Annotated in this window: 12 protein-coding genes and 1 tRNA gene; 6 read left to right on the top strand and 7 right to left on the bottom strand. The window is 68.4% G+C overall.

Annotated features, from left to right (window positions below; translation table 11 throughout):
- Window positions 1–17 precede the first annotated feature (17 nt).
- From FXO19_RS01655 to FXO19_RS01640, 4 genes are all read right to left on the bottom strand, one after another.
- Window positions 18–1,283, bottom strand: a complete 1,266-nt coding sequence (locus tag FXO19_RS01655; RefSeq protein ID WP_149193309.1) for a hypothetical protein — start codon at window positions 1,281–1,283, stop codon at window positions 18–20.
- Window positions 1,280–2,269, bottom strand: a complete 990-nt coding sequence (locus FXO19_RS01650; RefSeq protein ID WP_187775582.1) for an alpha/beta hydrolase — start codon at window positions 2,267–2,269, stop codon at window positions 1,280–1,282. The genes FXO19_RS01655 and FXO19_RS01650 overlap by 4 nt, the downstream gene beginning before the upstream one ends.
- Window positions 2,266–3,501, bottom strand: a complete 1,236-nt coding sequence (locus FXO19_RS01645) for an MFS transporter (protein WP_223115404.1) — start codon at window positions 3,499–3,501, stop codon at window positions 2,266–2,268. Before FXO19_RS01645 ends, FXO19_RS01650 begins: the two co-directional genes overlap by 4 nt.
- A gap of 75 nt (window positions 3,502–3,576) precedes the next feature.
- Window positions 3,577–6,429 carry a TonB-dependent receptor domain-containing protein gene (locus tag FXO19_RS01640; protein ID WP_149193306.1) on the bottom strand — a complete coding sequence of 951 codons (2,853 nt, stop codon included), beginning with the start codon at window positions 6,427–6,429 and terminating at the stop codon, window positions 3,577–3,579.
- Between the two features lie 446 nt (window positions 6,430–6,875).
- On the opposite strand from FXO19_RS01640, the gene FXO19_RS01635 reads away from it, so the two are divergent.
- The 3 genes from FXO19_RS01635 to FXO19_RS01625 all read left to right on the top strand — a co-directional run bounded on the left by FXO19_RS01635 (window position 6,876) and on the right by FXO19_RS01625 (window position 8,840).
- Window positions 6,876–7,607: an SDR family NAD(P)-dependent oxidoreductase gene (locus FXO19_RS01635; protein WP_149193305.1), complete on the top strand. Its 732-nt coding sequence runs from the start codon at window positions 6,876–6,878 to the stop codon at window positions 7,605–7,607.
- 123 nt (window positions 7,608–7,730) lie between these two features.
- A tRNA-Ala gene (locus tag FXO19_RS01630) sits at window positions 7,731–7,806 on the top strand.
- 473 nt (window positions 7,807–8,279) lie between these two features.
- Window positions 8,280–8,840 (top strand): hypothetical protein, encoded by a 561-nt coding sequence (locus FXO19_RS01625; RefSeq protein WP_149193304.1) that lies wholly within the window; start codon window positions 8,280–8,282, stop codon window positions 8,838–8,840.
- Window positions 8,841–9,090: 250 nt separating this feature from the next.
- Here FXO19_RS01625 and FXO19_RS01620 read toward each other — a convergent pair whose 3' ends face one another.
- The 3 genes from FXO19_RS01620 to FXO19_RS01605 all read right to left on the bottom strand — a co-directional run bounded on the left by FXO19_RS01620 (window position 9,091) and on the right by FXO19_RS01605 (window position 15,628).
- Window positions 9,091–10,614: a putative bifunctional diguanylate cyclase/phosphodiesterase gene (locus FXO19_RS01620; protein ID WP_149193303.1), complete on the bottom strand. Its 1,524-nt coding sequence runs from the start codon at window positions 10,612–10,614 to the stop codon at window positions 9,091–9,093.
- A 559-nt stretch (window positions 10,615–11,173) separates the two neighbouring features.
- Window positions 11,174–11,506, bottom strand: coding sequence for a hypothetical protein (locus FXO19_RS01610; RefSeq protein ID WP_149193301.1), 333 nt, complete (start codon window positions 11,504–11,506; stop codon window positions 11,174–11,176).
- Window positions 11,507–11,965: 459 nt separating this feature from the next.
- The gene (locus tag FXO19_RS01605) at window positions 11,966–15,628 is read right to left on the bottom strand and encodes an ATP-binding protein (RefSeq protein WP_149193300.1); all 3,663 of its coding nucleotides are present in this window, start codon (window positions 15,626–15,628) and stop codon (window positions 11,966–11,968) included.
- A 75-nt stretch (window positions 15,629–15,703) separates the two neighbouring features.
- Here FXO19_RS01605 and FXO19_RS01600 point away from each other — a divergent pair, with 75 nt between their 5' ends.
- The 3 genes from FXO19_RS01600 (at window position 15,704) to FXO19_RS01590 (ending at window position 20,663) form a co-directional block, all read left to right on the top strand.
- Entirely contained in the window at window positions 15,704–16,348 is a 645-nt protein-coding gene (locus FXO19_RS01600; protein ID WP_149193299.1) for a response regulator, read from the top strand.
- 203 nt (window positions 16,349–16,551) lie between these two features.
- Window positions 16,552–16,788, top strand: a complete 237-nt coding sequence (locus FXO19_RS01595) for an SRPBCC family protein (protein ID WP_149193298.1) — start codon at window positions 16,552–16,554, stop codon at window positions 16,786–16,788.
- Window positions 16,789–17,012: 224 nt separating this feature from the next.
- Complete coding sequence (locus FXO19_RS01590; RefSeq protein WP_149193297.1) at window positions 17,013–20,663, top strand: autotransporter outer membrane beta-barrel domain-containing protein; 3,651 nt, start codon at window positions 17,013–17,015, stop codon at window positions 20,661–20,663.
- Window positions 20,664–20,678 lie beyond the last annotated feature (15 nt).

Genomic DNA, 20,678 nt, shown 5'->3' with positions numbered 1-20,678 from the left:
AAGCATGGCAGGCCTGCTCACGGATAGTTCGCCACCTCGATCCGCTGGCGGTTGATCTGCGTGTGTCCCCACGCAACCGACGTGCGGAAGTAGAGGTAGGTGCGGCCCAGGTCGTGGACGACGTCGAAGTTGTGGCCGTTGCCGGCCACGGCCGGCGTGCCGCCGTCGAGGTCCACCAGCGACGGGTAGTTCACCTGGCTCGAGGTCGAGGTGAGCAGCGGCTCGGATGCGTTCCACGTGACCAGGTCGCGCGAGGTCGCGTAGCGCACGCCGTTGCCGTCGCGGAACACGGCGACGTAATGCCGCGACGCCGGGTGCCAGTGCACGCTGCGCACGTAGGACTTGAACGTGTCCGGGTTGACCACTGCGCACGGCGCGGTGCTGCTGATGTACGGGTTGTTCATCTGCTGGGTGAACGCGGGCGTCGTGGTACTGCCGTTCCACGCCCGCCAGTTCTGGCGCAATGTCGGGTCGTCGCTGCGGAACAGGCACACGCCCTTGTCCTGCTCGCCGAAGCCGGAACTGGTATAGGCGAAGAAGTAGTGATAGCCGTCGGCTTGCCCGTCCTGGTTGAAGCCGCGCACCAGGTTCGAGGGGGCGCCGTAGCCGATCCAGCCCGCGGCAGGCGTACCGGCATCGCCGGGATAGACCACGTGCGGATAGATCGCGACGTGCCAGGGCACCGATTTCAGCTTCGAGAACGAGAGGTGTCCGGCGGGTGTGGTGTCGAGCGTGTCCGCCTTCCAGATCGCCACGGCGCTGTACCAGCACTGTGGCTTGCCGTCGGTGACGCCGGCCTTGTGGCAGTCGGGATCGTCCAGGCGTGTGCCGAAGTAGTCCTCGTGGCCGTAGCCGTAGACGTACGCGGTTTCGGGATCGAAGTGCAGCGCCTGCAGAAAGGTCTTCTGGTCGAACCGGTCGATGGTGTCGTTGCCGACGTCGCCGAGCATCACCGGCGTGCAGTCGAGGCTCGCCGACGACGGCAGTGCCGCGAAGTCCGCGACGCTCCCGGTCCATTGCCAAGCGCGTGCCTGCGGGTCGCCGACGGTCATGTGCACGAGGTCGTCCTGGTCGCGGAACAGTCGCACCGGCCCGTCGATGTGCACCTTGGTCGTGCCGCAGCCCTGCAGCGCGCTGTCGTGGAACGTCTCGGTGCCGGAACTGGCCAGCACGAGCTGGGGCGGCGGCAGTTCCTGCGCCACCGCCGGAACGCCGATCGACGCGATGGCGATCGCCACGGCGCATGCGGACGTATTGCCGCGGAATGGTCTCGTTTCGTTCATGGATCTCCTCCCTTGCCTGGGTCCGGGCTGCGGGCCGGACGGCCGCCGCACGCGGGCACGCCGTGCCCGCGCAGGAACAGGCACAGGGCGGCGTCGATGGCCGCCGCCTGCGCATTGGTGAATCCGCCGTGGCCGCCACCGGCGACGACCTGCAGCGCCACCGGCACGCCGAGCGCGCGCACGGCGTCGTGCAGGCGCCGCGACTGCGCGAACGGCACCACCGGATCGGCGTCGCCGTGCACAATGAACAGCGGCGGCATCGCGCGGTGCAGGTAGCGGATCGGCGACAGCCGCGCCGCATAGTCGGCCGCGTCCGCGCGCGGCCCGATCCAGCGTGCGACGGCGCCGGACGCCGGTCGCCAGGCCTGTACGTCAGCGATGCCGAAGCGGTCGATCAGCACCGCCACCGGCGGCACCGGCCCGCAGCCGGCATCGAATTCCGGATCGTCGCCGGCGAGCACCGCGAGCAGCGCGAGGTGCGCGCCCGCGGACACCCCCTCGACCACGATCCGCGACGCGTCCAGTCCATAGCGAACTGCGTGGCGCCCGACCCAGGCCAGCGCACAGCGCACGTCGCGTACCGCTGCCGGCGCGTGCGCTTCGCCGGCCAGCCGGTATTCCACGGCGACGACCGAAAATCCCATCGCCAGGGCCGACGCGAACGCCTTGCGCGGTGGCCGCGCACCGCGTGACCAGCCCCCGCCATGCACGTGCACCAGCACCGGAGACGGGCGCGCCGCGAGGTTGCGGTGGAGGTCGACGCGCAGCGCGCGCCCGCCCGGGCGGGCGTACTCGATGTCGGCGAATGTTTCGGTGCGCCCGGTGCCGCCGCCCTCGCCCGCCAACGCCACTGCACAGTCGGATGCGATGCCCGATCCCAGCAGCAACGCAGCACACACCGACGCCCAGGTCGCACGGTGGCGCCACCACGCCCCGGTCTGCCGCAACAGCGGTTGCCGCAACACCGGGGCGCCACGCGCGTTCATTCGGGTGCCTGCGCTGCCACGGGTTTGCGCACCGCCCACCACGCCACCAGCCATCCGAGCGGATGCAGCAGCGCCATCATCAGGAACAGCGAGCCGTACGACTGTTCGTTCGCGAACTCGCCGACCACCCGCGTCGACAGCATCCCGCCGAGACCGCTGCCGGCGGCGATGATGCCGAAGATAGTGGCGACGTGGCGGCTGGGGAAGGTGTCTACCGCGAGCGTCGTGAGGTTGGTGAGGAACACCAGGTGCGCGCAGGCGACCAGCGCGGCGAGCGCGAACGTCGCCATGATCGACGGTTCGCCGCTGATCGTCGCGCCGATCGGCGCCAGCAGCGCCGCGATCCCCATCAGCCACAGCCGGCTGCGCGCGGGCGTCATTCCGCGCCGCACCAGCCGCCCCGACGCGATCCCGCCGCCGATGCTGCCCAGGTCCGCGGCGAGGTAGACCACCCACGCGACCTGCGCCATCTGCATCAGCGTCAGGCCGCGGTCGTCAATCATGTATTTCGGGAACCAGAACAGGTAGAAGTACCAGACCGGGTCGGTGAGCATCCGCGCCAGCGCCAGGCCCCAGACCGGGCGCTGCCGGAGCAGCGGCACCCAGCCCCAGCGTCCGCCGGCCTCCGTCTCGCGAGGCGCCTGGACCGGCGGCGACCAGTGGTGCACCAGCCACCAGCCGATCACCCAGACGAAGCCGAGGGCGCCGGTGGCGAAGAACGCGGCGCGCCAGCCGTACGCGAGCGCGAGCCAGCCGATCAGCGGCGGCGCGATCGTCGCGCCGACCATCGCCCCGGCCGTGTAGACGCCGATCGCGAAGCCGCGCTCGTGCGCCGGGAAGCGCTCCGACACGGTCTTCGGCGCCGCGGTGTAGTTGCCGGCCTCGCCGAGCCCGAGCGCGAACCGCGCCGCACCGAGCTGCATCGCGTTCTGGGCGAAGCCGGTGACGAGATTGGCCGTCGACCACCAGCACACGAACAGCGCCAGCCCGAGCTTCGGCCCGAGCCGGTCGGTGAGCCAGCCGGCCCCCAGGTGCGCGAGCGTGTACGCGACCAGGAACAGCTGCACCACCACGGCGTAGTCCAGGTCGCTCATGCCCAGGTCGGCCTGAACGGTCGATGCGAGGATCGACAATGTCTGCCGGTCGACGTAGTTGATCACCGTCGACAGGAAGAGCAGCGCAAGGATCGCCCAGCGCATCCGGCTGCGCAGCGGCGAGACGGCAGCGGCCACCTCGCTCACCTGCATGCCCGAACCCGCCCGTCCGTGTCCGCGCGCCGCACGCACGTTCCTTCCCGCGACGCCACGTCAGAACGCCTGGTGGTAACGCATGTAGAGGAAGCGCCCGGGAATCTCGTACTCGGGGCCGAAGCTGTTCGGCGAGGTCACCGAGATCGGCGGATCGCGGTCGAAGGCGTTGTTGACGCCGAGCGTGACGCGGCCGTCCCAGGGCAGTTCGACGAAGGCGCTGATGTCGTGGTAGACGGCGCTGGGGATGCGGTTGCGCGGCCGCCAGACCGGTGCGACGACCCAGGTCCCGTCCGGACGCTCCACCAGGCCATCGACATAGCGGTCCGGTTCGGAGCAGACGTTGCGCGCCTCGTTGCCGAGGCTGGTGCAGGTTTCGTGCAGCCGCGAGTAGTAACGCATGTTCCAGTTGGCGCCGACCATGCCGCGCTGCCAGGACAGCATCAGGTTGGAACGGATCCGCCAGTTGCTGCCGGTGCCGACCATGTTGCCGCTGCCGGTCGACTGCACCCCGCCGCCGCCGAGGTCGAGCCCCGAGTCGGACTCGCTGCGCGTGAGGTAGGTCGTGTCCCAGCGGATGCCGAGCCGTCCCCACTCGCCTTCGGGCAGGCGGTAGGACGCCGACATGTCGTAGCCTTCCACCTCGACCGTGCCGAGATTGGTGCGGATGTTGCTGACCGAGGCGACCTGGCCGAACTCGTCGCGGCTCACCAACCTGCAGAGGTCGTCGTTCCCGGCGCGGTAGCATTGGTCGAGCACGCTCTGCGCACCGAGGGTGGAGATGGTGTCGTCGATCGCCACCTGCCACCAGTCCAGCGACAGGTCCAGGCCGCTCGCCCAGCCCGGGCTGTAGACGATGCCGAGGGTGCGCGAGTCCGCGGTCTCGGGACCCAGGTCGGGATTGCCGCCGGAGGTCACGCTGAGTGCGGACCCGGACTGGTCGAGGTCGGCCGGCACGCCGGCGCAGGCCACCGGGTTCGGCAACGGTTCCCCCTGTAGCGTCGCCGCGCATGGGTCGGTCAGGTTCTGCTGGTTGTTGCTGCTCTGGCCGTGGTACAGCTCGCGGATCGATGGCGCGCGGAAGCCCTCGCTGTAGTTGCCGCGGACCATCAGGCTATCGACGGGCTTCCAGCGGAAGCCGAACTTGCTGTTGATGGTGTCGCCGAAGTTGCTGTAGTCGGAATAGCGGCTGGCGATGCTGAGGTCGAGCAGCTGCATGCCTGGCCGCCCCTCGACCAGCGGTACTGCGAACTCGACATAGGCCTCGTCGACCTCGTACTCGCCAGCGGTGGGCTCGCGGCTGAAGCCGTTGGTGACGCCCGACGCGATCAGCGGGTCCGGGGTGTCGTGACCGGTCTCCTTGCGATGCTCGATGCCGGTCGCGAACGCCAGCGGCCCGGCGGGCAGCTGCACGAGTTCGCCGGTCAGGTTCGCGAACAGCGTCTTCTGCTCGTAGCCGAGGTAGCTGCTCTCGACGAAGTTGATGTACTCGAGCATCTCCGGGATGACGCTGCCGGCGCCGCCGAGCAGGTCCAGCGGCACGCAGCCCGCGATGGCCGTGGACAGGTCGCCCGGCGTGGACACGCAGACGGGCGTACCGTCGGCACCCGACATCGAGGGGCCGATCGCGTCGCGCACGCGGCGGTAGTCCTGCTGACCCGTCGCGGTGTCGTTGCTGCGGGTGCGGCCGAAGAAATAGCCGAGGTCCCAGTCCCACAGCCGGTCGTTGAGCGTGAACGCGCCCTCCAGCGCGACGTTCACCGCGGTGGTGTCGACGTCGCGCGTGATCATGCGCCCGCCGGCCTCGGTGAGCATGCGTCCGCCCCACGCCACGTCCTCGCCGAACGGGTTGTAGAGGCTGTCCGCGCTGATCGTCATGTCGCCGCTGTAGCGGCCACTGGCGAGCCCGCCGAAGACCAGCGCGTTCACCGGCAGCTTCTGCCCGGTTTCGCGCTCCAGGTACTGCGAGGTGACCTTCAGCCGCAGGTTGTCGGTGAAGTCGACCGTCGCGTTGCCGAACAACGAGGTCATCTCCTGGTCGACGGACAGGTACCGGTCGGGTGCGGTGTTGTAGTTGTCGGCGGGCAGCCGCAATGGTCGGAACGGCGTGCCCGGCCCGTCGTTGGTGAACGCGCCGCTGCCGCTGCGCTCCAGGCTGAAGCGGCCATTCGGCGTATTCGCGGAGCCCCTGAAGCCCGGGGTCGTCCCGAACACCGGCACCGCCGAAATCTCGCGGTCCCCGGCGCCGACCGCGTTCTCGCTGACGCGGCTGATGCCGAACATCGCCGAGAACCGGTCGCGGACCGTGCCCGCGGTGAAGTCCGCGCTCTCGCGCGCGCCGTCGCCGACGTCGAACTGGCCGTAGTAGCCGTTCGCCTCGATGCCGTCGAAGGCATCGCGCAGGATCACGTTGACCACGCCGCCGATCGCGTCGGACCCGTAGATCGACGATGCGCCGTCCTTGAGCACTTCGATGCGCTCGACCGCGGCGGTCGGAATTGAATTGAGGTCGACGTCGCCGCTGAGCCCGCTGCCGCCGACCCAACGCCGGCCGTTGACCAGGATCAGCGTGCGCGCGCTGCCGATGTTGCGCAGGCTGACCCGGTTCTGGCCGCTGCCGCCGGAATTGACGTTGCTGTTGAGGGCGGCGCCGGCGGCGGTGATGGCCTGGATCACGTCGCCGATGGAGGTCCGGCCCTGGGCCTGGATCTCCTCGCGGTTGAGCGTCAGGATCGGCTGCGAGGTCTCCGCGTCCACCCGCTTGATGCGCGAACCGAGGACCTCGACCTTCTGCAGCTCGGTCGGCGGGTCGGATGGCTCCTGGGCTTGCACGGCCGGGACGGCCACTGCGACGGCACCCATGGCCAGGATGAAGCGGATTGCGTCGCGCAGCTGGTCGCGCTTGAACCTCATGATCGTCTGCCTCCCACGGCGAACCGGCGTCCGTGATGTGCGGCCCCGCGAGGGACACCCGTTCGGGGACGCCGTCTCCGAATGGATGCGGTGGACCGCGGATGCACAGGGCAGCGCGGATCCGACCGGCCGGTATTGCGATCAGCGCCGCAGGAGGAACACGGGATCGGCCGGGGACGACGATGCCATCCGCGCGAGGCGCGAACGCGGCAGCCCGGATACCCTGGCCTGGAAAGGATGGAGCCCGGAGCCGGCAGCGATCATGGAACCCTCCCTTGGCCGCCCCGACAGCGAGCGCCCTGAATGGCACATCGCGCAGTCGTGGATGCGCTCGTTCTTGTAAAATGTAAAATCTGAAATTTAGTATTATCACAAGTCACCGGGTTGTCAACCGGATCGCGCCCGCCGGAACGGGCGGCCCCGCGCCCACCTTTGCAGGAGAGAACATGAGGCTGGACAACGAGATCGCCGTGGTCACGGGCGCCGCCGGCGCGATCGGCGCCGAAGCCTGTCGGCTGTTCGCCCGCGAGGGCGCCCGGGTTGCGGCGCTCGACCTGGCCGACGCCGGTGACGGCGACCTCCGCCTGGCCTGCGACCTGGGCAACGATCGTTCGGTCGCCGCTGCCGCCGACGCGGTCAGGGCGGAACTGGGCGAGGCGACCATCGTCGTCCACGCCGCCGCCGCGACCGAGTTCGCCACCACCCTCGCCTCCTCGAGCGAAGCGTTCCGCCGCATCTACGATGTCAACGTCGGCGGCGCGGTACGTCTCGTCCAGGCCTTCGCGCCGGCGATGGCGGCCGCACGTCGCGGCGCCTTCACCTTCGTGTCGTCGATCAACGGCTACTTCGGCGCGCCCGGCCTGGCCGCCTACGCCAGTTCGAAGGGCGGCCTGGACGCCTTGATGCGCACCCTGGCGCTGGAACTCGCGCCCGACGGCATCCGCGTCAACTGCATCGCCCCCGCCTCGATCGACACCCCCATGCTGCGCGCATCGTTCGAGCGCCAGCCCGACCCCGCTGCCGCACGCGTGCGCAACGTGCAACGCCATCCGCTCGGCCGCCTGGGCACGCCGGCCGACGTCGCCGCCCTGCTGCTGTTCCTGTCGTCACGGGAGGCGTCCTGGATCACCGGCGCCAACGTGCCGGTGGACGGCGGCGCCGGCGTCGCCCGGCGCTGACGCATCGCGCGGCACCCAGGCCCTCGCCCGGCCCGGCCGCATGCCGCGCTCACCCTCTCTCGGATACGACGGCGGCGCCCTCTGGCGGCGCCGCGACCGCGTCCGTATAATCCGCAGCCTCGTGGGGCGGTAGCTCAGCTGGGAGAGCGTCGCGTTCGCAATGCGAAGGTCGGGAGTTCGATCCTCCTCCGCTCCACCAATACTTCAATGCCGACGGGCCTCCCGTCGGCTTTTTTGTTGCCGAAGCGCCCGTGGTCCGCAGGCGTCTGCGCCTTCTGCAAAGAACGGCCATTGCTGCCGTCGGCCAGAAGCGGACTGACGGCTCGAGTCGATGCGCTGCATCGCGCTGATCACGTATTGACAGATGATCGATAATGTGACAGCGCGTCACAAACTCCAGATTTTCTTGGTGCAATCTTCCTGCACGCTTACTCGCACGCGAGACGCGCCATAAACACACTTGGCGACGATGCCTCCCGGCGTTTCATGCAGATCGATTCGATACTAGGACGTCGAAACGTCCATGAGTTCAAACATGCAACTGCCCTGTTTGCCCGCTTGCCGCTCGTGCTTTTATCGAGCGGGGTGAATAGTCGGAAATGCCGCCATTCTTCAGGCAAAGGGGCCGCCTGATCAATCTTCGTATTTTGGTGCCCCGCAATGGAGCTCGCCATGATCAAGAAGATATTGTTCTCAGCGTTACTGCCAAGCTGCATATTCCTCGTCACGCTTCTATTTCCAGCCGCCTCGGCAAAGGCACAGACCTTGCCCGTGAAGGCGACGTGCGTGGGCCCGCTGACATTGCAGTTCAACCCAGGACTCGGCTTGCTTCCAAGGCCCACGCATTTGACCGGCTCAGGCATGGTCACCTGCGTCTTCACTGAAGATCTTTCGACCCATACGGCTCTGGTGGAGGACCTCGATGGGTTCGGCAACTTGTCCTGCCTAATCAATACCGACACACCTGGCAGTTTCCGGCTCGACTGGGATGACACGACCTCGAGCGTAGTCAACTGGACTTTCCTCAAGCTCGGAGAACTCGGCCTTCCCGCAGTGCCGCGGGTATTCGTATTGCAGGGTGAAATAGTCAGCGGAAAATTCGCGGGAAACGATTTCGTGCTGACCTATAACGACATCCCCAACCTGTCCTATCTGAAGTGCTTGTCTGGCACCTTGGACAAGATCCAAGGCATTCCAACTGGAACGATCATCCAGCCGTTGCCATCAGAATGAGGTTTGTCTTTGCGCCAAGGCATGCCCCGTCAGGCAAGCCAACGCGAGACGAAGATCGTCTCGTCTGAACGCTGCACATGCACGGAAAGTCAAGATGGCTCTGCCAAAGCATCCTGCTTTGGCAGGGCTGGTCCGAAATGACACATGCTGGGGAAGCATGTTGTCCTACGCCTGAGGGGAGCAGGCGCCGAGCAACGCCATATTAGGTGGGCATCCGGCTGATGGGGCGCTTTCGGAATCCGAATTGCCGTCAGAACGCGCACGCGTCCTTGTACTCGTCGGTGACGCGAAAGACTTCTTCGGGCGCCATCGGCCGTCCAATCAGGTAGCCCTGGACCGCGTCGCAGCCCAGTTCCGCGAGCGCAGCCTGCTGCTCGACGGTTTCCACGCCTTCGGCGATCACCTTCAATCCCATCGCCTTGGCCAGGGTGATGATCGCGGCGACGATGGCAGCGTCTTCGGCGTTGCGCTCGATATCGCAGACGAAGCTCCGGTCCACCTTCAGTTCGCCGATGGGAAAGCGCTTGAGGTGCGAGAGGCTGGAATGGCCCATGCCGAAGTCGTCCAAGGCGACGCAGACGCCAAGCGCGGTCAGGCGACGCAGCGTCAGCAAGGTCAATTCGGGATTGCGCATGGCGCTGGATTCGGTGATTTCCAGGACCAGCTGCTCCGGATCGACGCCGTGCCGGTCCAGCGCCGTGCACACGGTCCGGACGAAACCGGGCAGCGCCAGCTCGATGGCCGAGACGTTGACCGCCACGCTTCCTTCGAACGTGCCGTTGTGGCGCCATTCCCGCATCTGCCGGCAAGCTTCGTCGAGTACCCAGGCACCCAGCTCGCCGATCATCCCGGTCTTTTCCGCCAACGGGATGAACTTGTCGGGACCCAGCACGCCGTGCCGGGGGTGGCGCCAGCGCAGCAGGGCTTCCGCGCCCAGCACGCGGCCGGACGCCAGGTCCAGCTTCGGCTGGTACAGGAGGAACAGCTCGCCCTCCTTCACCGCCCGGCGCAGGTCGCAGACCATCAGCTCCAGCTCTTCGGCGCTTGCGCCCATCGACGCGTCGTACATCGCGTAGCGGTTGCGGCCGCTGTCCTTGGCTTGGCGCAGCGCGGCCAGTGCCGCGCCCAGCAGCCCGCGCCGGCATGGATCCGCCTGAACGTGTATGCCGATGCTGACGGAGACGTGGAGCTCCCTGCCGCCCACACGGAACGGCTTCTGCATGGACTGCAGCAAGCGCCTGGCCATGACCTCGGCCTGGACCGGCTCCTCGAACGCGGTGAAGACGGCGAATTCGTCTCCCTGCAGCCGCGCGACCATGTCGTCGGCGCGAACCACATCGCGGATCCGCGCGGCGACGGCACGCAGCAGGCCGTCGCCCAGGTCGTGGCCGTACATTTCGTTGACCAGGCGGAAGCCGTCGATCCCGACCACCAGCAGGGCCTCGCGGCCGCTGCGGCGCTGGCGGATCTGCTGTTCCAGCAGCATGCGCCCGGGCAGTCCGGTGAGGACATCATGCAGCGCCGGCCAGCCGGCGCCCGCGGGCGGCACCAAGCCGTCCGCGCTCATCCAGGCCGACAGGCCGCTCCTGCCCGCGACGGCGTAGCGCGCAGCCAGCGCCCAGCCGAGCGCCACCGCCGCGACCAAGGCAAACAGCGCGCCTCCGTCGAGGGCGATCGCCGGAGGAATGCCGGCATCGCCCGACGGGAGCCACTGCAGGAACGTCTGCGATACCGCACCGGAGTGGATACGCGCGACGAAAAACATGATCGACATCGGGTCACTCCCGTTGCGTTTCCCGGTCCGGTTTTCCGGGTCGGGTGCCGACGATTTCCGCGGCGCGCCGGATCGGCGATGACGGTCATTGTTCCCGGCCGTGCGCCGGCGCTCCATGCAACAACTCCGAAACAGGTGGAGACGAGGGACTGTCGTGGCTTGTTATGAAGCGCTTGCACCGAAACCGCTCTATAGAGGTTTGGCGCAAGTGTTTACACATGTCGTAGGAATGCCCCCTCTCCCGCTTGCGGGGCGAGGCCGCTCGGCTTGCGCGCCATCGGCGCGCGTGCGGGTGAGCGCCCGCTCCGCTGGAGCGGGCCGGGGCGCGGAGCGGGGTTGGGGTGAGGGCGCTCTTGGCGAGACATTAAAAGCGCCCTCATCAAACGCGCCCTCATCCGCCCTTCGGGCACCTCTCCCGTAAACGGGAGAAAGAATCTGGTAGCACTTCCGCCAAAACCGACTCTGGTACGCTGAGCATCATTCGCTCACGATGCAGCGGCGAGTCCCCCTGCCGCGCCGTGAGGCGGGCCGAAGCCAGGAAAGAGAGCAATCAGTAAGGTCAGGCGTGACAGGCGCGTGCGGCGACATCACGCCCGCAAATGCCGCGGATTCCCTCACGCTCCATCTCCAGCGCAATCAGCAACTGAAGCTCGTCGAGCCTGTCGCGGATGCGCGAATCGCCCTCCCGGTCGCACGGCGCATCCAGGTGCGTGGCCAGCAGGGCCGCCAGCAGCGGGTAGAGCACCTCGCCGTCGGCGGTGGCGACTTCGCGCAGGATCGCGGCCAGCCGCTGCTGGCGAACGTCCGCGGACGGTGCGCCGGACGTATCCGGATGCCCGGCGGCCGGAGCGGCCGGTCCCGGCATGTTGCGGAGTCGAATCACGTTGTTCATGGCGGCACTCGCGAAAGGGGCGTTTCCCATTCGCGTACTTTGCCGCTCGGTATTCGCGGCGTCCCTGCAACAAGTACGAAAACACCGCTGCCGAGGATGAGCTAGAGCAGTTTTGGCGCAAGTGTTGACGGATTCCTTCTCCCGTTTACGGGGCGAAGGCGTGCGGCTTGCGAGCCCTTGGCTCGCGCGCGCCTGAGCGCCCTGCGCGCTGCGCAGGGCCGGGGCGCGGAGCGAGGTGCCCGAAGAGCCTGCCCCCGAGTGCTTTAGTCGGGGGGCGGATGAGGGCGCTTTTGATGTCTCGCCAAGAGCGCCCTCACCCCAACCCCGCTCCGCGCCCTGGCCCACGCGCGCAGCGCGTGGACGTTCGGTCGCGCACGGGCCAATGGCCCGTAAGCCGCACGCCCTCACCCCGCAAGCGGGAGAGGGGGCAAAAGCGTAAGCATCTGATAAGAAACCGCTCTAGATCGCATCCCGAGCCAGTTCGTCCACGAAGGCTTCAATCTCGCCCATGTGACGCAACAGCGCGTCCCGGTGCGTCTGTGTACCGTCGCGGTCGATCGCATCCATGAGGTCCGATGTCCGTTGCGCCAGCGCTTGGGCGCCGGCCACACCGATGCCGCCGGCGATGCGGTGCAGCCGCTGGTGCACGGCATCGGCGTCGTCCTGCGCCAGCGCCGACCTGATGCCGCCCAGGTCGTCGCTCGTGGCCGCTACCAGGCTTGCCGCCAGCTGCACCACCACCTCGGCGGAGCCGTAGCGGCGCATCAGCTCCTGGCGTATTCCGGACGCCGGCGCTGGCGCCGCCGATACGGGTGCTGATACGGATGCAGATATGAGTGCTGCTGCGGATGTGGATTCGGATACGGATGCATCGGTGGTAGCGGCAGCGGCCTCATCGCAACCGCCATTGCGCGGCAGCCAGCGCGCGAGGACCTGGTGCAGAGTCGCCAGCGGCACCGGCTTGGCCATGAAATCGTCCATGCCGGCGGCGCGGCAGCGCTCGGCCTCTTCCTGCAACGCACTCGCGGTCAACGCGATCACCGGCAGCCGGGGTTCGCCACATTCGGCTTCGCGCCGGCGGATCTCGCGGGTCAGCGCATAGCCGTCCATCCCCGGCATACGGCAGTCGGTGATCACCAGGTCGAAGCGCGACCTGCGCAGCGCTTCCAGCGCGGTGATGCCGTCGTCGGCTAATTCGCAGTCGATACCGAATTGGCTCATGCGCCATTGCATCAGCACCTGGTTGGTCGGATGGTCCTCCACCACCAGGACGCGACATCCGCGCCAGCCTTCCGGATCACCCGTGTACGCCGGCTCCGCGGGGAGCCCGGACACGGCCGCGTCCACGGCGCCCGGATCTGCCAGCGGCAGGACCAGGATCGCTTCGACCCGCGTCCCCTCGCCCGGCACGCTGCTCAGGCGCAGTTCCCCACCCATCATGTCCACCAGCCGCCGGCAGATGCTCAGCCCCAGGCCGGTACCGCCGTAGCGCCGGGTGGTGGACGTCTCGGCCTGGGAGAACGGGCGGAACAGATGCGCCTGCCGGTCCGGGGCGATGCCGATGCCGGTGTCGGTCACCGCCAGGCGCAGCGTCTGCCGATCGCCCAGGTCCTCCAGCAGGTCGAGGGCGACTTCCACCCTGCCCCGCTCGGTGAACTTGATCGCGTTGCTGATCAGGTTGAACAGGATCTGGCGCAGGCGCACGCCGTCCGCACCGTGCGCCTCGGCCACGCCTTCACCGACTCGGGCCTCGAACCGCAATCCCTTGGCCGACGCCTGCGGCGTGAGCATCTGCTGCACGTTGTCGATGATCCGGCGCAGGGACACCGGCACCGGCTCCAGCGACAGCGCGCCGGCCTCCATCTTGGAGACGTCGAGGATGTCGTCGAGGATCTGCCGCAGCATCTGTGCCGATTCGTCGATCGACGCCAGCACGCGTCGCTGTTCGGCGTCCAGTTCGGTATGCGCCAGCATCTCGAGCATGCCGAGTACGCCGCTCATCGGCGTGCGGATCTCGTGGCTCATCGTCGCCAGGAAGTCCGCCTTGGCCGCGGCCGCCCGCTCCGCGACGGTCTTGGCCGCGGCCAGTTCATCGGCCTGCTCGTGCGCCTGGGTCACGTCGATCCAGTAGCCGCTCCACAGGAACGCGCCGTCCTCGGCCCGGTGCGGCAGGCCGCGCGAGCGCACCCAGCGCCAGCCGCCGTCGGCGGACAGGCCGCGAAATTCGGCGTCGATGGGCGCGAAGTCGCTCACCGAACGCGCCATCGCCTCGACCAGCCGGGATTGGTCCTCCGGATGCACGCGCGCGAACAGCTCGCGCTCGTCGCCCATGGCCCGCTCGGCGCTCACGCCGAACAGCGACGGCATGTCGCCGACGATGAAGGGAAAGGCGATGGTGCCGTCCGTTTCGCGCCGGGCCTGGTAGACCACGGCGGGCAGATTGCTCGTCACCTCGTCCAGGCGCTTTTCGACCCGCCTGCGCTCCTCGACCTCGCGGCGGAGCCGCCAGTGGCCCAGGCCGTGCACCAGGCCGGCGGTGAGCAGGATCAGCAGCAGCGGCACGGCCCAGCGCAGGACCGTCCGCCACTGCAGGCCGCTGTGGTACTCCACCGCCAGCCAATCGCTGCGGATCGCCTCGCGCTCGCGCGGCGACAGGGACAGCAGCATCCGGTCGAACGCGGTCGCCAGCGGCGCATGGCGGCGATGCACGCCGAAGGCGAGGCGGTCCTCGATACCCGCGGGCGCGGCGATGTACAGTTCGCCCGAATAGCGGTCGCGCAGGAAGCGATCGACCGCGGCGAGATTGCCGACGTACGCATCCACCTGTTCGTCGCGGAGCATTTCCAGCCCCTTCTCCGCGCCGCGCGCCGGCACGATCCGCGCCCGCGGCGCCTGCGCCAGGATCGGCGGCCCCAGCCGGTCGGGATCGGAGAGCGCGATCACCTGTCCGTCCAGATCGCCGAGATCGAGTACGCCCTCGCTGCCCCGGCGGGTCACGATCACATTGGCCACCGTCAGGAACGGCTGGCTGAACACCCACTCGTTGCCGAGCCAGGGCAGGTCCTCCGGAACGCCCATGATCGCGTCCAGTTCACCGCCTAGCGCCCCATCCCGGATGCCCTGCCAGTCTTCGACATCGGCCATTTGCAGGTTGGCGCCCAACGCGCGGAACCGCCGCAGGTACTCGCCGGCGAGGCCGCTCGCCTGGTCGTGCTCGTCGAGGAACGAGATCGGCGCCCAGTTGGGCGCGAAGCCCAGCCGCAGCGGCTGCGCCAGTGCGGCCTTTTCCGCTTCGCTCAGGATCAGGCCGCTGCCTTCCCACTGCAGCGGCCTGAGCCAGCGCGTGCGCATTGCGCGGCCTTGCGCCTCCGGGATCGAGGCCAGGGCGTCGTCCAGCGCCTCGGCCAGCGGCGCCTTCCCGTTCGGGACGGCGAAATGCAGCGTATCCACCGGCAAGTCGGTCGGCCGGACCAGCACGACACGGGTGAGGTGCCGCTCGGCGATCAGCGCCGAGGCGACGTACGGATTGCCCAGGTAGGCGTCCGCCGCGCCGGAGGACACCATCCGCAGCGCATCGACGGTGTCGTCGGCCTCCAGGTGTTGCGCCCCGGGGTAGCGTTCGCGGGCGGCGCGGGACGTGGCGAAGTTCCGGTCGGTGACCAGGCGCAGGCCCTCGAGGTCGGGATTGGCCGCCAACCGTGCGTCCTGCGGCTGCCCGATCAGCGCTATCGGCGCCTCGGCGTACTGCCGGGTGAAGACCAGGCAGCGGGTGCGCTCGGCGGTGAGGGCCAGATTCATCACCACATCGAGCTCACCGGCGCAGGCGTCGTCCAGCATATCGGCCCAGTCGGAATAAGTGCGCGTGCGCAGCTCCACGCCGAGCCGGCCCGCCAGCTCCCGCAGATAGTCGTAGCCGAATCCTTGCGGCCGGCCCGCCTCGATGGATTCGTAGGGCGGCCAGCCCCTGTCGTACAATCCGACGACGACGACCGGGTGTTTCTGCAGCCAGGCTTCCTGGCGCGGAGACAACGGCAACCGGTCCTCGGCCTGCAGCGGAAGTATTGGAAAGACCAGCAGTAGCATCACGGCCAGCAGCCGCCAACAGACAGGGTGCGAACGCATGGGCGTTACTTCCTCCAGTCTTCCTGAGCCAGGCCGCTGCGAGCGTTTTCACGCTGCAACAATCGATACTAGTCCATGAGCCTGCGCATCATCGTCGCCGACGATCATCACGTGGTCCGCATCGGTGCGCGGGCGGTGATCGAGTCCAGCGGCGTGGGCGCCATCGTCGCCGAGGCCACCAACCCCGACGAGTTGCTCCAGGCGCTGGCGGCGCACCCCTGCGACGTCCTGGTCACCGACTTCTCCATGCCCGGCAGCCAGCAGGCCGACGGCTTCCCGATGATCGGCCTGATCCGTCGCCAGTATCCCGACCTGCCGATCCTCATGCTGAGCGCGGCCAGCAATCTGGGCATTCTGCGGATGGTCGCCTCCGCCGGCGTGCTCGGGCTGGTCGACAAGACCTCGTCGATGGAGGAGCTACCCGTCGCCATCCAGACCGTGCACCGCGGCGCCTCCTACGTCAGCCAGACACTCAGGCAGCGCGTGGCCGAAACCGGCGACACCCGGGTGACCGAGGACGCACCGAAGCGGCCTTCACCGCGCGAGACGGAGGTGCTGCGCCTGTTGGCGTCCGGCCTGACCGTCAGCCAGATCGCCGAGCGCCTGCACCGCGGGATCACCACGATCAGCCGGCAGAAACGCGACGCCATGCGCAAGCTCGGCCTCAAGAACGACGCCGAGCTGTTCGATTACCTGCGCAGCGCCAGACTTTCCTCGTAGGCTCCCGAGCCCCAGCGTCCGCCGCCAGTGGCCAGCCGCTTGTCTTGCGGCAGCTGGACTCGCATCGGAGCGTTCAGCCTTTGACGGCCGGCACAGTACCGAGCCCGGCCTTCGAGTCCAATGCTTCGCATAGCGGGTAGTTTGCGCGTGGACCTGGACGATGAAGCCCCGGTGCCGGGCATCACTCTCATGGAGCGATCGTCATGCGCATGGAAGTACGGGAGCACTGGCGGCGCAACATGGAGCTTTTGATGCGGACCGTCGCCGAAGAAGACTTCCTTCGCGCCGAAGGCATCCAGGCCAACTTGGCGACCGGGATGACCCCGGATCTGCTGTTCGGTCGCAACGAAGCGGCGCTGCTGCAGTATCACGGAACCATCGCGGAGATGTTGCGTCCGCAGCCCCGGCCGATGCCGGATTACGCGCCGTCCGTCCACTGAGCTGGAGTAATGAGTTCTTTGCAGGTTGTTTCCACTTGTCGCAGACATGCCCCTCTCCCGCTTGTGGGATTTTCACGTCGCCTTCACCTCAAGCTGATTGATAAGCCGGCAACAGAGGGGGGAATCATCAGAATCCGGACTGCGCCGTACTTCGGCGTTGACCGGCCACGTAGGGAAACGCACGCATGCCTCGTAAACCGGTAAACCCCTCCTGGTCCCGCTCGATGCTCGCAACTGCGATCGCGACCGCCCTCGCACTGAGCGCGGGCGCCGCGAGCGCCCAATGCGACCTGACCCCCACCGCGGGCGACGACACCTACACCTGCAGCAGCGACGTCTCCATAGGCGACCTGGTCGATACCGGCGGCAGCAATACGCTGCTGTTCCCCGAGGGCGGCAGCGGCACGCTCGACGGCAGCGTGACGTTCGGTCTCGGTGCGGACCGCGTCGAGATGCAGTCGGGCACCATCACCGGCGGCGTCGTCCAGGGCGGCGGCGCTGATGCCTTCGTCATCGGGGATGGCACCGTCATGGGCGCGGTGAGCCAGGGCAACGGTGTCGACACCTTCGTCATGACCGGCGGCACGATCGCTTCGCTCAACCAGGGCAGCCAACTCGACCATGCGGAAATGCACGGCGGACACATCGTCGGGCTGTTCTTCGCCGGCGATTTCTTCACCATGACCGGCGGCCGCATCGGCGAGGTCAATCTCGAGCAGGCCAACAACGAAATGCGGATGTCGGGCGGCCAGGTCGACGGCAATGTCGTGGCCGCCCAGCACAACGACCTGCTGGAACTATCTGGCGGCGCGATCGGCGGTGGTGTCAATTTTGGCAACGGGAACAACAGAATCATCGTCACCGGCGGTTCGATCGGCGGTGACGTGATCACCGGCAATGGTGTCGACCTGTTCGAGCTGCGGGACGGCACTGTTGGAGGCAGCGTCAGTCAGGGCGACGGTAATGATCACGCCGAAGCGCACGGCGGCAGCATCGGCGGTGGCGTGGACCAGGGCGAAGGCGACAATACGGCGATCGTCACCAACGGTTCGATCGGCGGCGACATCGTCGCCGGCAGCGGCGTGGACCACTTCGAGATGTCGGGCGGCACGATCACCGGCAACGTCAGCCAGGGCGACGGCGACGATCGCGCCGAGGTCCATGGCGGCAGCCTCGGCGGCAGCCTGGACCAGGGCGATGGCGACAACGTTGCGTTGGTGTCGGGCGGCGAGATAGGTGGCGACCTGCGCAGCGGCACCGGGATCGACCTGGTGGAGATGAGCGGCGGTACGATCGGCGGCGGCGTCGACCAGAACGCCGGCGACGACCGCTTCGAGATCAGCGACGGCACCGTGCTGGGTGCGGTGAACCAGGGCACCGGCGTCGATACCTTCGCCATGACCGGCGGCACGATCGCTTCGCTCAACCAGGGCAGCCAGCTCGACCGCGCAGAGGTGCACGGCGGGCATATCGTCGGGCTGTTCTTCGCCGGCGATTTCTTCACCATGACCGATGGACGGGTCGGCGAAGTGGACCTGGAGCAGGCCAACAACGAGATGCGGATGTCGGGCGGGCAGGTCGACGGCAACGTGCGCGCCGCGCAGGGCAACGATCTGCTGGAACTGTCGGGCGGCGCGATCGGCGGCGACGTCAATTTCAACAACGGCAATGACACCGTGATCGTCACCGACGGTGCGATCGGCGGCGAGGTGGTGCTGTTCAACCCCACCAGCGCCAACGTGCAGCTGCACGGCGACAACGTCGTCGCGGTCAGCGGCGGTGCGATCGGAGGCGCGGTCCGCACCGGCCAGGGCAGCGACCGCTTCACCTGGGAGAATGCCGGCACGATCGGCGGCGACGTCGCGCTCGGCGCGGGCAACGATACCGCGATCCTGCGCGGCCTCGACGAAGCCGGCCTGACCGCGACGGCGGCGCCGGACCGCCTGATCGACGGTGGCGAAGGCGCGGACGTGAACACCGAAGCGGACACCGACACCCTGGTGTTCGATGCGACTGCGTCCACCGGCTCGTCGCGCTACGTGCGCTGGGAGCAGGTGTCGCTGACGAACGCATCCAGGTTCGCGCTCGACGGCGACTTCGTCCTCGGCGATGCCAGCACCACGACAGGACGCTTCGACATCGACGCGACCAGCATCCTGTTCGCCGGCAACGGCGCGAATGCAGCGATCGCGCCATCCGTCGTCGGCAGCGCCGCGACCCTCGTCAATGCCGGGGTCATCGACATGACCAACGGCAGTTCCGGTGCGAGCGACCGTCTGACGGTAGTCGGCGACTATGTCGGCACCGGCGGCGCGATGCGGCTGGACACTGTGCTGGGCGACGACAGCTCGGCGTCGGACCGGCTGGTGATCTCCGGCGGGAACGCAGGCGGCAGCACCGGTTTGGAGGTCGTCAACTTCGGCGGCAGCGGCGCGAACACCTTGCTGGACGGCATCCTGCTGGTGCACGCCATCGACGGCGCCAGCACCAGTAGCGGTGCGTTCGCGCTCAACTATCCGGTCGCGGTCGGGGCCTACGAGTACTTCCTGTTCCGCGGCGGTATCAGCAACGGCAGCGAGGAGAACTGGTACCTGCGTTCGACCATCGTGGCACCGCCGCCGCCCACGCCCGAGAATCCCGATCCGCCCCCGCCGCCACAAGCGGCCCCGGCGCCGCCGCCACTGCAGCCGCCTCCGGTGCCACCGACGCCCGCGCCGACGCCGCCGCCGGGGGAACCGGAGCCACCGGTTCCACCCGCGCCGCCGGGCGAGCCGGCGCCACCGCCTGTTCCCCCGACCGGGCCAGCCCCCATCCCGGCGCCACCGTCACCGCCACCGGCACCCGGAGCGCCGCCGGTGCCGCCGTCGTCACCGCCGCAGCCGCCCACGCCCGGCGCCAGGCCGCACATCGCCGAGGTGGTGCCGCTGTACCGCGTGGAAGTGCCGGCCTATGCGGTGGTGCCGCCCGCGGCGCAACAGCTCGGATTGGCCATGCTCGGCACCTTCCACGAACGGCAGGGCGAGCAGGGATTGCTGCAACCCGGCGGCGCGTTCTCCGCGGCCTGGCTGCGCGTGTTCGGGCAGCGACACGATCAACGCTGGTCGGGCACGGTCGCGCCTACCTTCGATGGATCGCTCACCGGATACCAGGTGGGCGTGGACGTGTTCGCTTCCGAACACACGGATGCTCCGCGTCATCACCTGGGGCTGTTCGTCGGCCAGGCGCGGATGCGCGGCGACGTGCGCGGCTTCGCGATCGGCTGGGACAACCTGACGGTCGGCGACCTGCGCCTGGACGGCGACCACCTCGGCCTGTACTGGTCGCGCATCGCGCCCGACGGCGGCTATCTCGACGCGGTGGTCATGGCGACCCGCCTGGACGGTGACAGCCGCTCGAGCCGCGGGCTGGGCGTGGACCTGGACGGCGACGGCATCAGCGTCTCGCTCGAAGGCGGCAGGCCGTTCGCGCTCGGGGAGCGCTGGATCCTCGAACCGCAGGCGCAGCTGGTCTGGCAGCGCCTGTCGCTGGACGACCGCGAGGACGCGTTCTCCACCGTCACGTTCGACGAGGACGACGCCGTCACCGCACGAATCGGCGTGCGCCTGCACGGCAGCTACGACACCGCGGTCGGCGTGGTGCGGCCCTACCTCAAGGCCAACCTGTGGCACGACTTCGCCGGAACCGATCGGGTCGTGTTCGGCGGCGACGCGATCGAAAGCGAGCGCAAGGGCAGCGCGCTGGAGTTCGGCGGCGGCGTGGTGTCGCGCGTCAACGAAACGTTGAGCGTGTTCGCGGTCGGCGACGTCACCCGCAATCTCGGCGGCGAGCGGCGGCGGACACTGGAGGGGCAGATCGGCGCGCGCCTGGATTGGTGAACGCCACAACAGGGC

The sequence above is a fragment of the Luteimonas suaedae genome, from assembly GCF_008312895.1.
GTDB classification, from domain to species: domain Bacteria; phylum Pseudomonadota; class Gammaproteobacteria; order Xanthomonadales; family Xanthomonadaceae; genus Luteimonas; species Luteimonas suaedae.
The sequence above is the reverse complement of the archived record's forward strand: the minus strand, read 5'-3'. Positions and strand labels throughout refer to the sequence as shown.

Excerpts from the sequence above, each read along its gene's own strand:
- FXO19_RS01610 (WP_149193301.1), bottom strand. The coding sequence starts at position 11,506 with ATGAACAACGTGATTCGACTCCGCAACATGCCGGGACCGGCCGCTCCG.
- FXO19_RS01600 (WP_149193299.1), top strand. The coding sequence starts at position 15,704 with ATGAGCCTGCGCATCATCGTCGCCGACGATCATCACGTGGTCCGCATC.
- FXO19_RS01650 (WP_187775582.1), bottom strand. The coding sequence starts at position 2,269 with ATGAACGCGCGTGGCGCCCCGGTGTTGCGGCAACCGCTGTTGCGGCAG.
- FXO19_RS01640 (WP_149193306.1), bottom strand. The coding sequence starts at position 6,429 with ATGAGGTTCAAGCGCGACCAGCTGCGCGACGCAATCCGCTTCATCCTG.
- FXO19_RS01620 (WP_149193303.1), bottom strand. The coding sequence starts at position 10,614 with ATGTCGATCATGTTTTTCGTCGCGCGTATCCACTCCGGTGCGGTATCG.
- FXO19_RS01635 (WP_149193305.1), top strand. The coding sequence starts at position 6,876 with ATGAGGCTGGACAACGAGATCGCCGTGGTCACGGGCGCCGCCGGCGCG.
- FXO19_RS01655 (WP_149193309.1), bottom strand. The coding sequence starts at position 1,283 with ATGAACGAAACGAGACCATTCCGCGGCAATACGTCCGCATGCGCCGTG.
- FXO19_RS01625 (WP_149193304.1), top strand. The coding sequence starts at position 8,280 with ATGATCAAGAAGATATTGTTCTCAGCGTTACTGCCAAGCTGCATATTC.
- FXO19_RS01595 (WP_149193298.1), top strand. The coding sequence starts at position 16,552 with ATGCGCATGGAAGTACGGGAGCACTGGCGGCGCAACATGGAGCTTTTG.
- FXO19_RS01590 (WP_149193297.1), top strand. The coding sequence starts at position 17,013 with ATGCTCGCAACTGCGATCGCGACCGCCCTCGCACTGAGCGCGGGCGCC.
- FXO19_RS01605 (WP_149193300.1), bottom strand. The coding sequence starts at position 15,628 with ATGCGTTCGCACCCTGTCTGTTGGCGGCTGCTGGCCGTGATGCTACTG.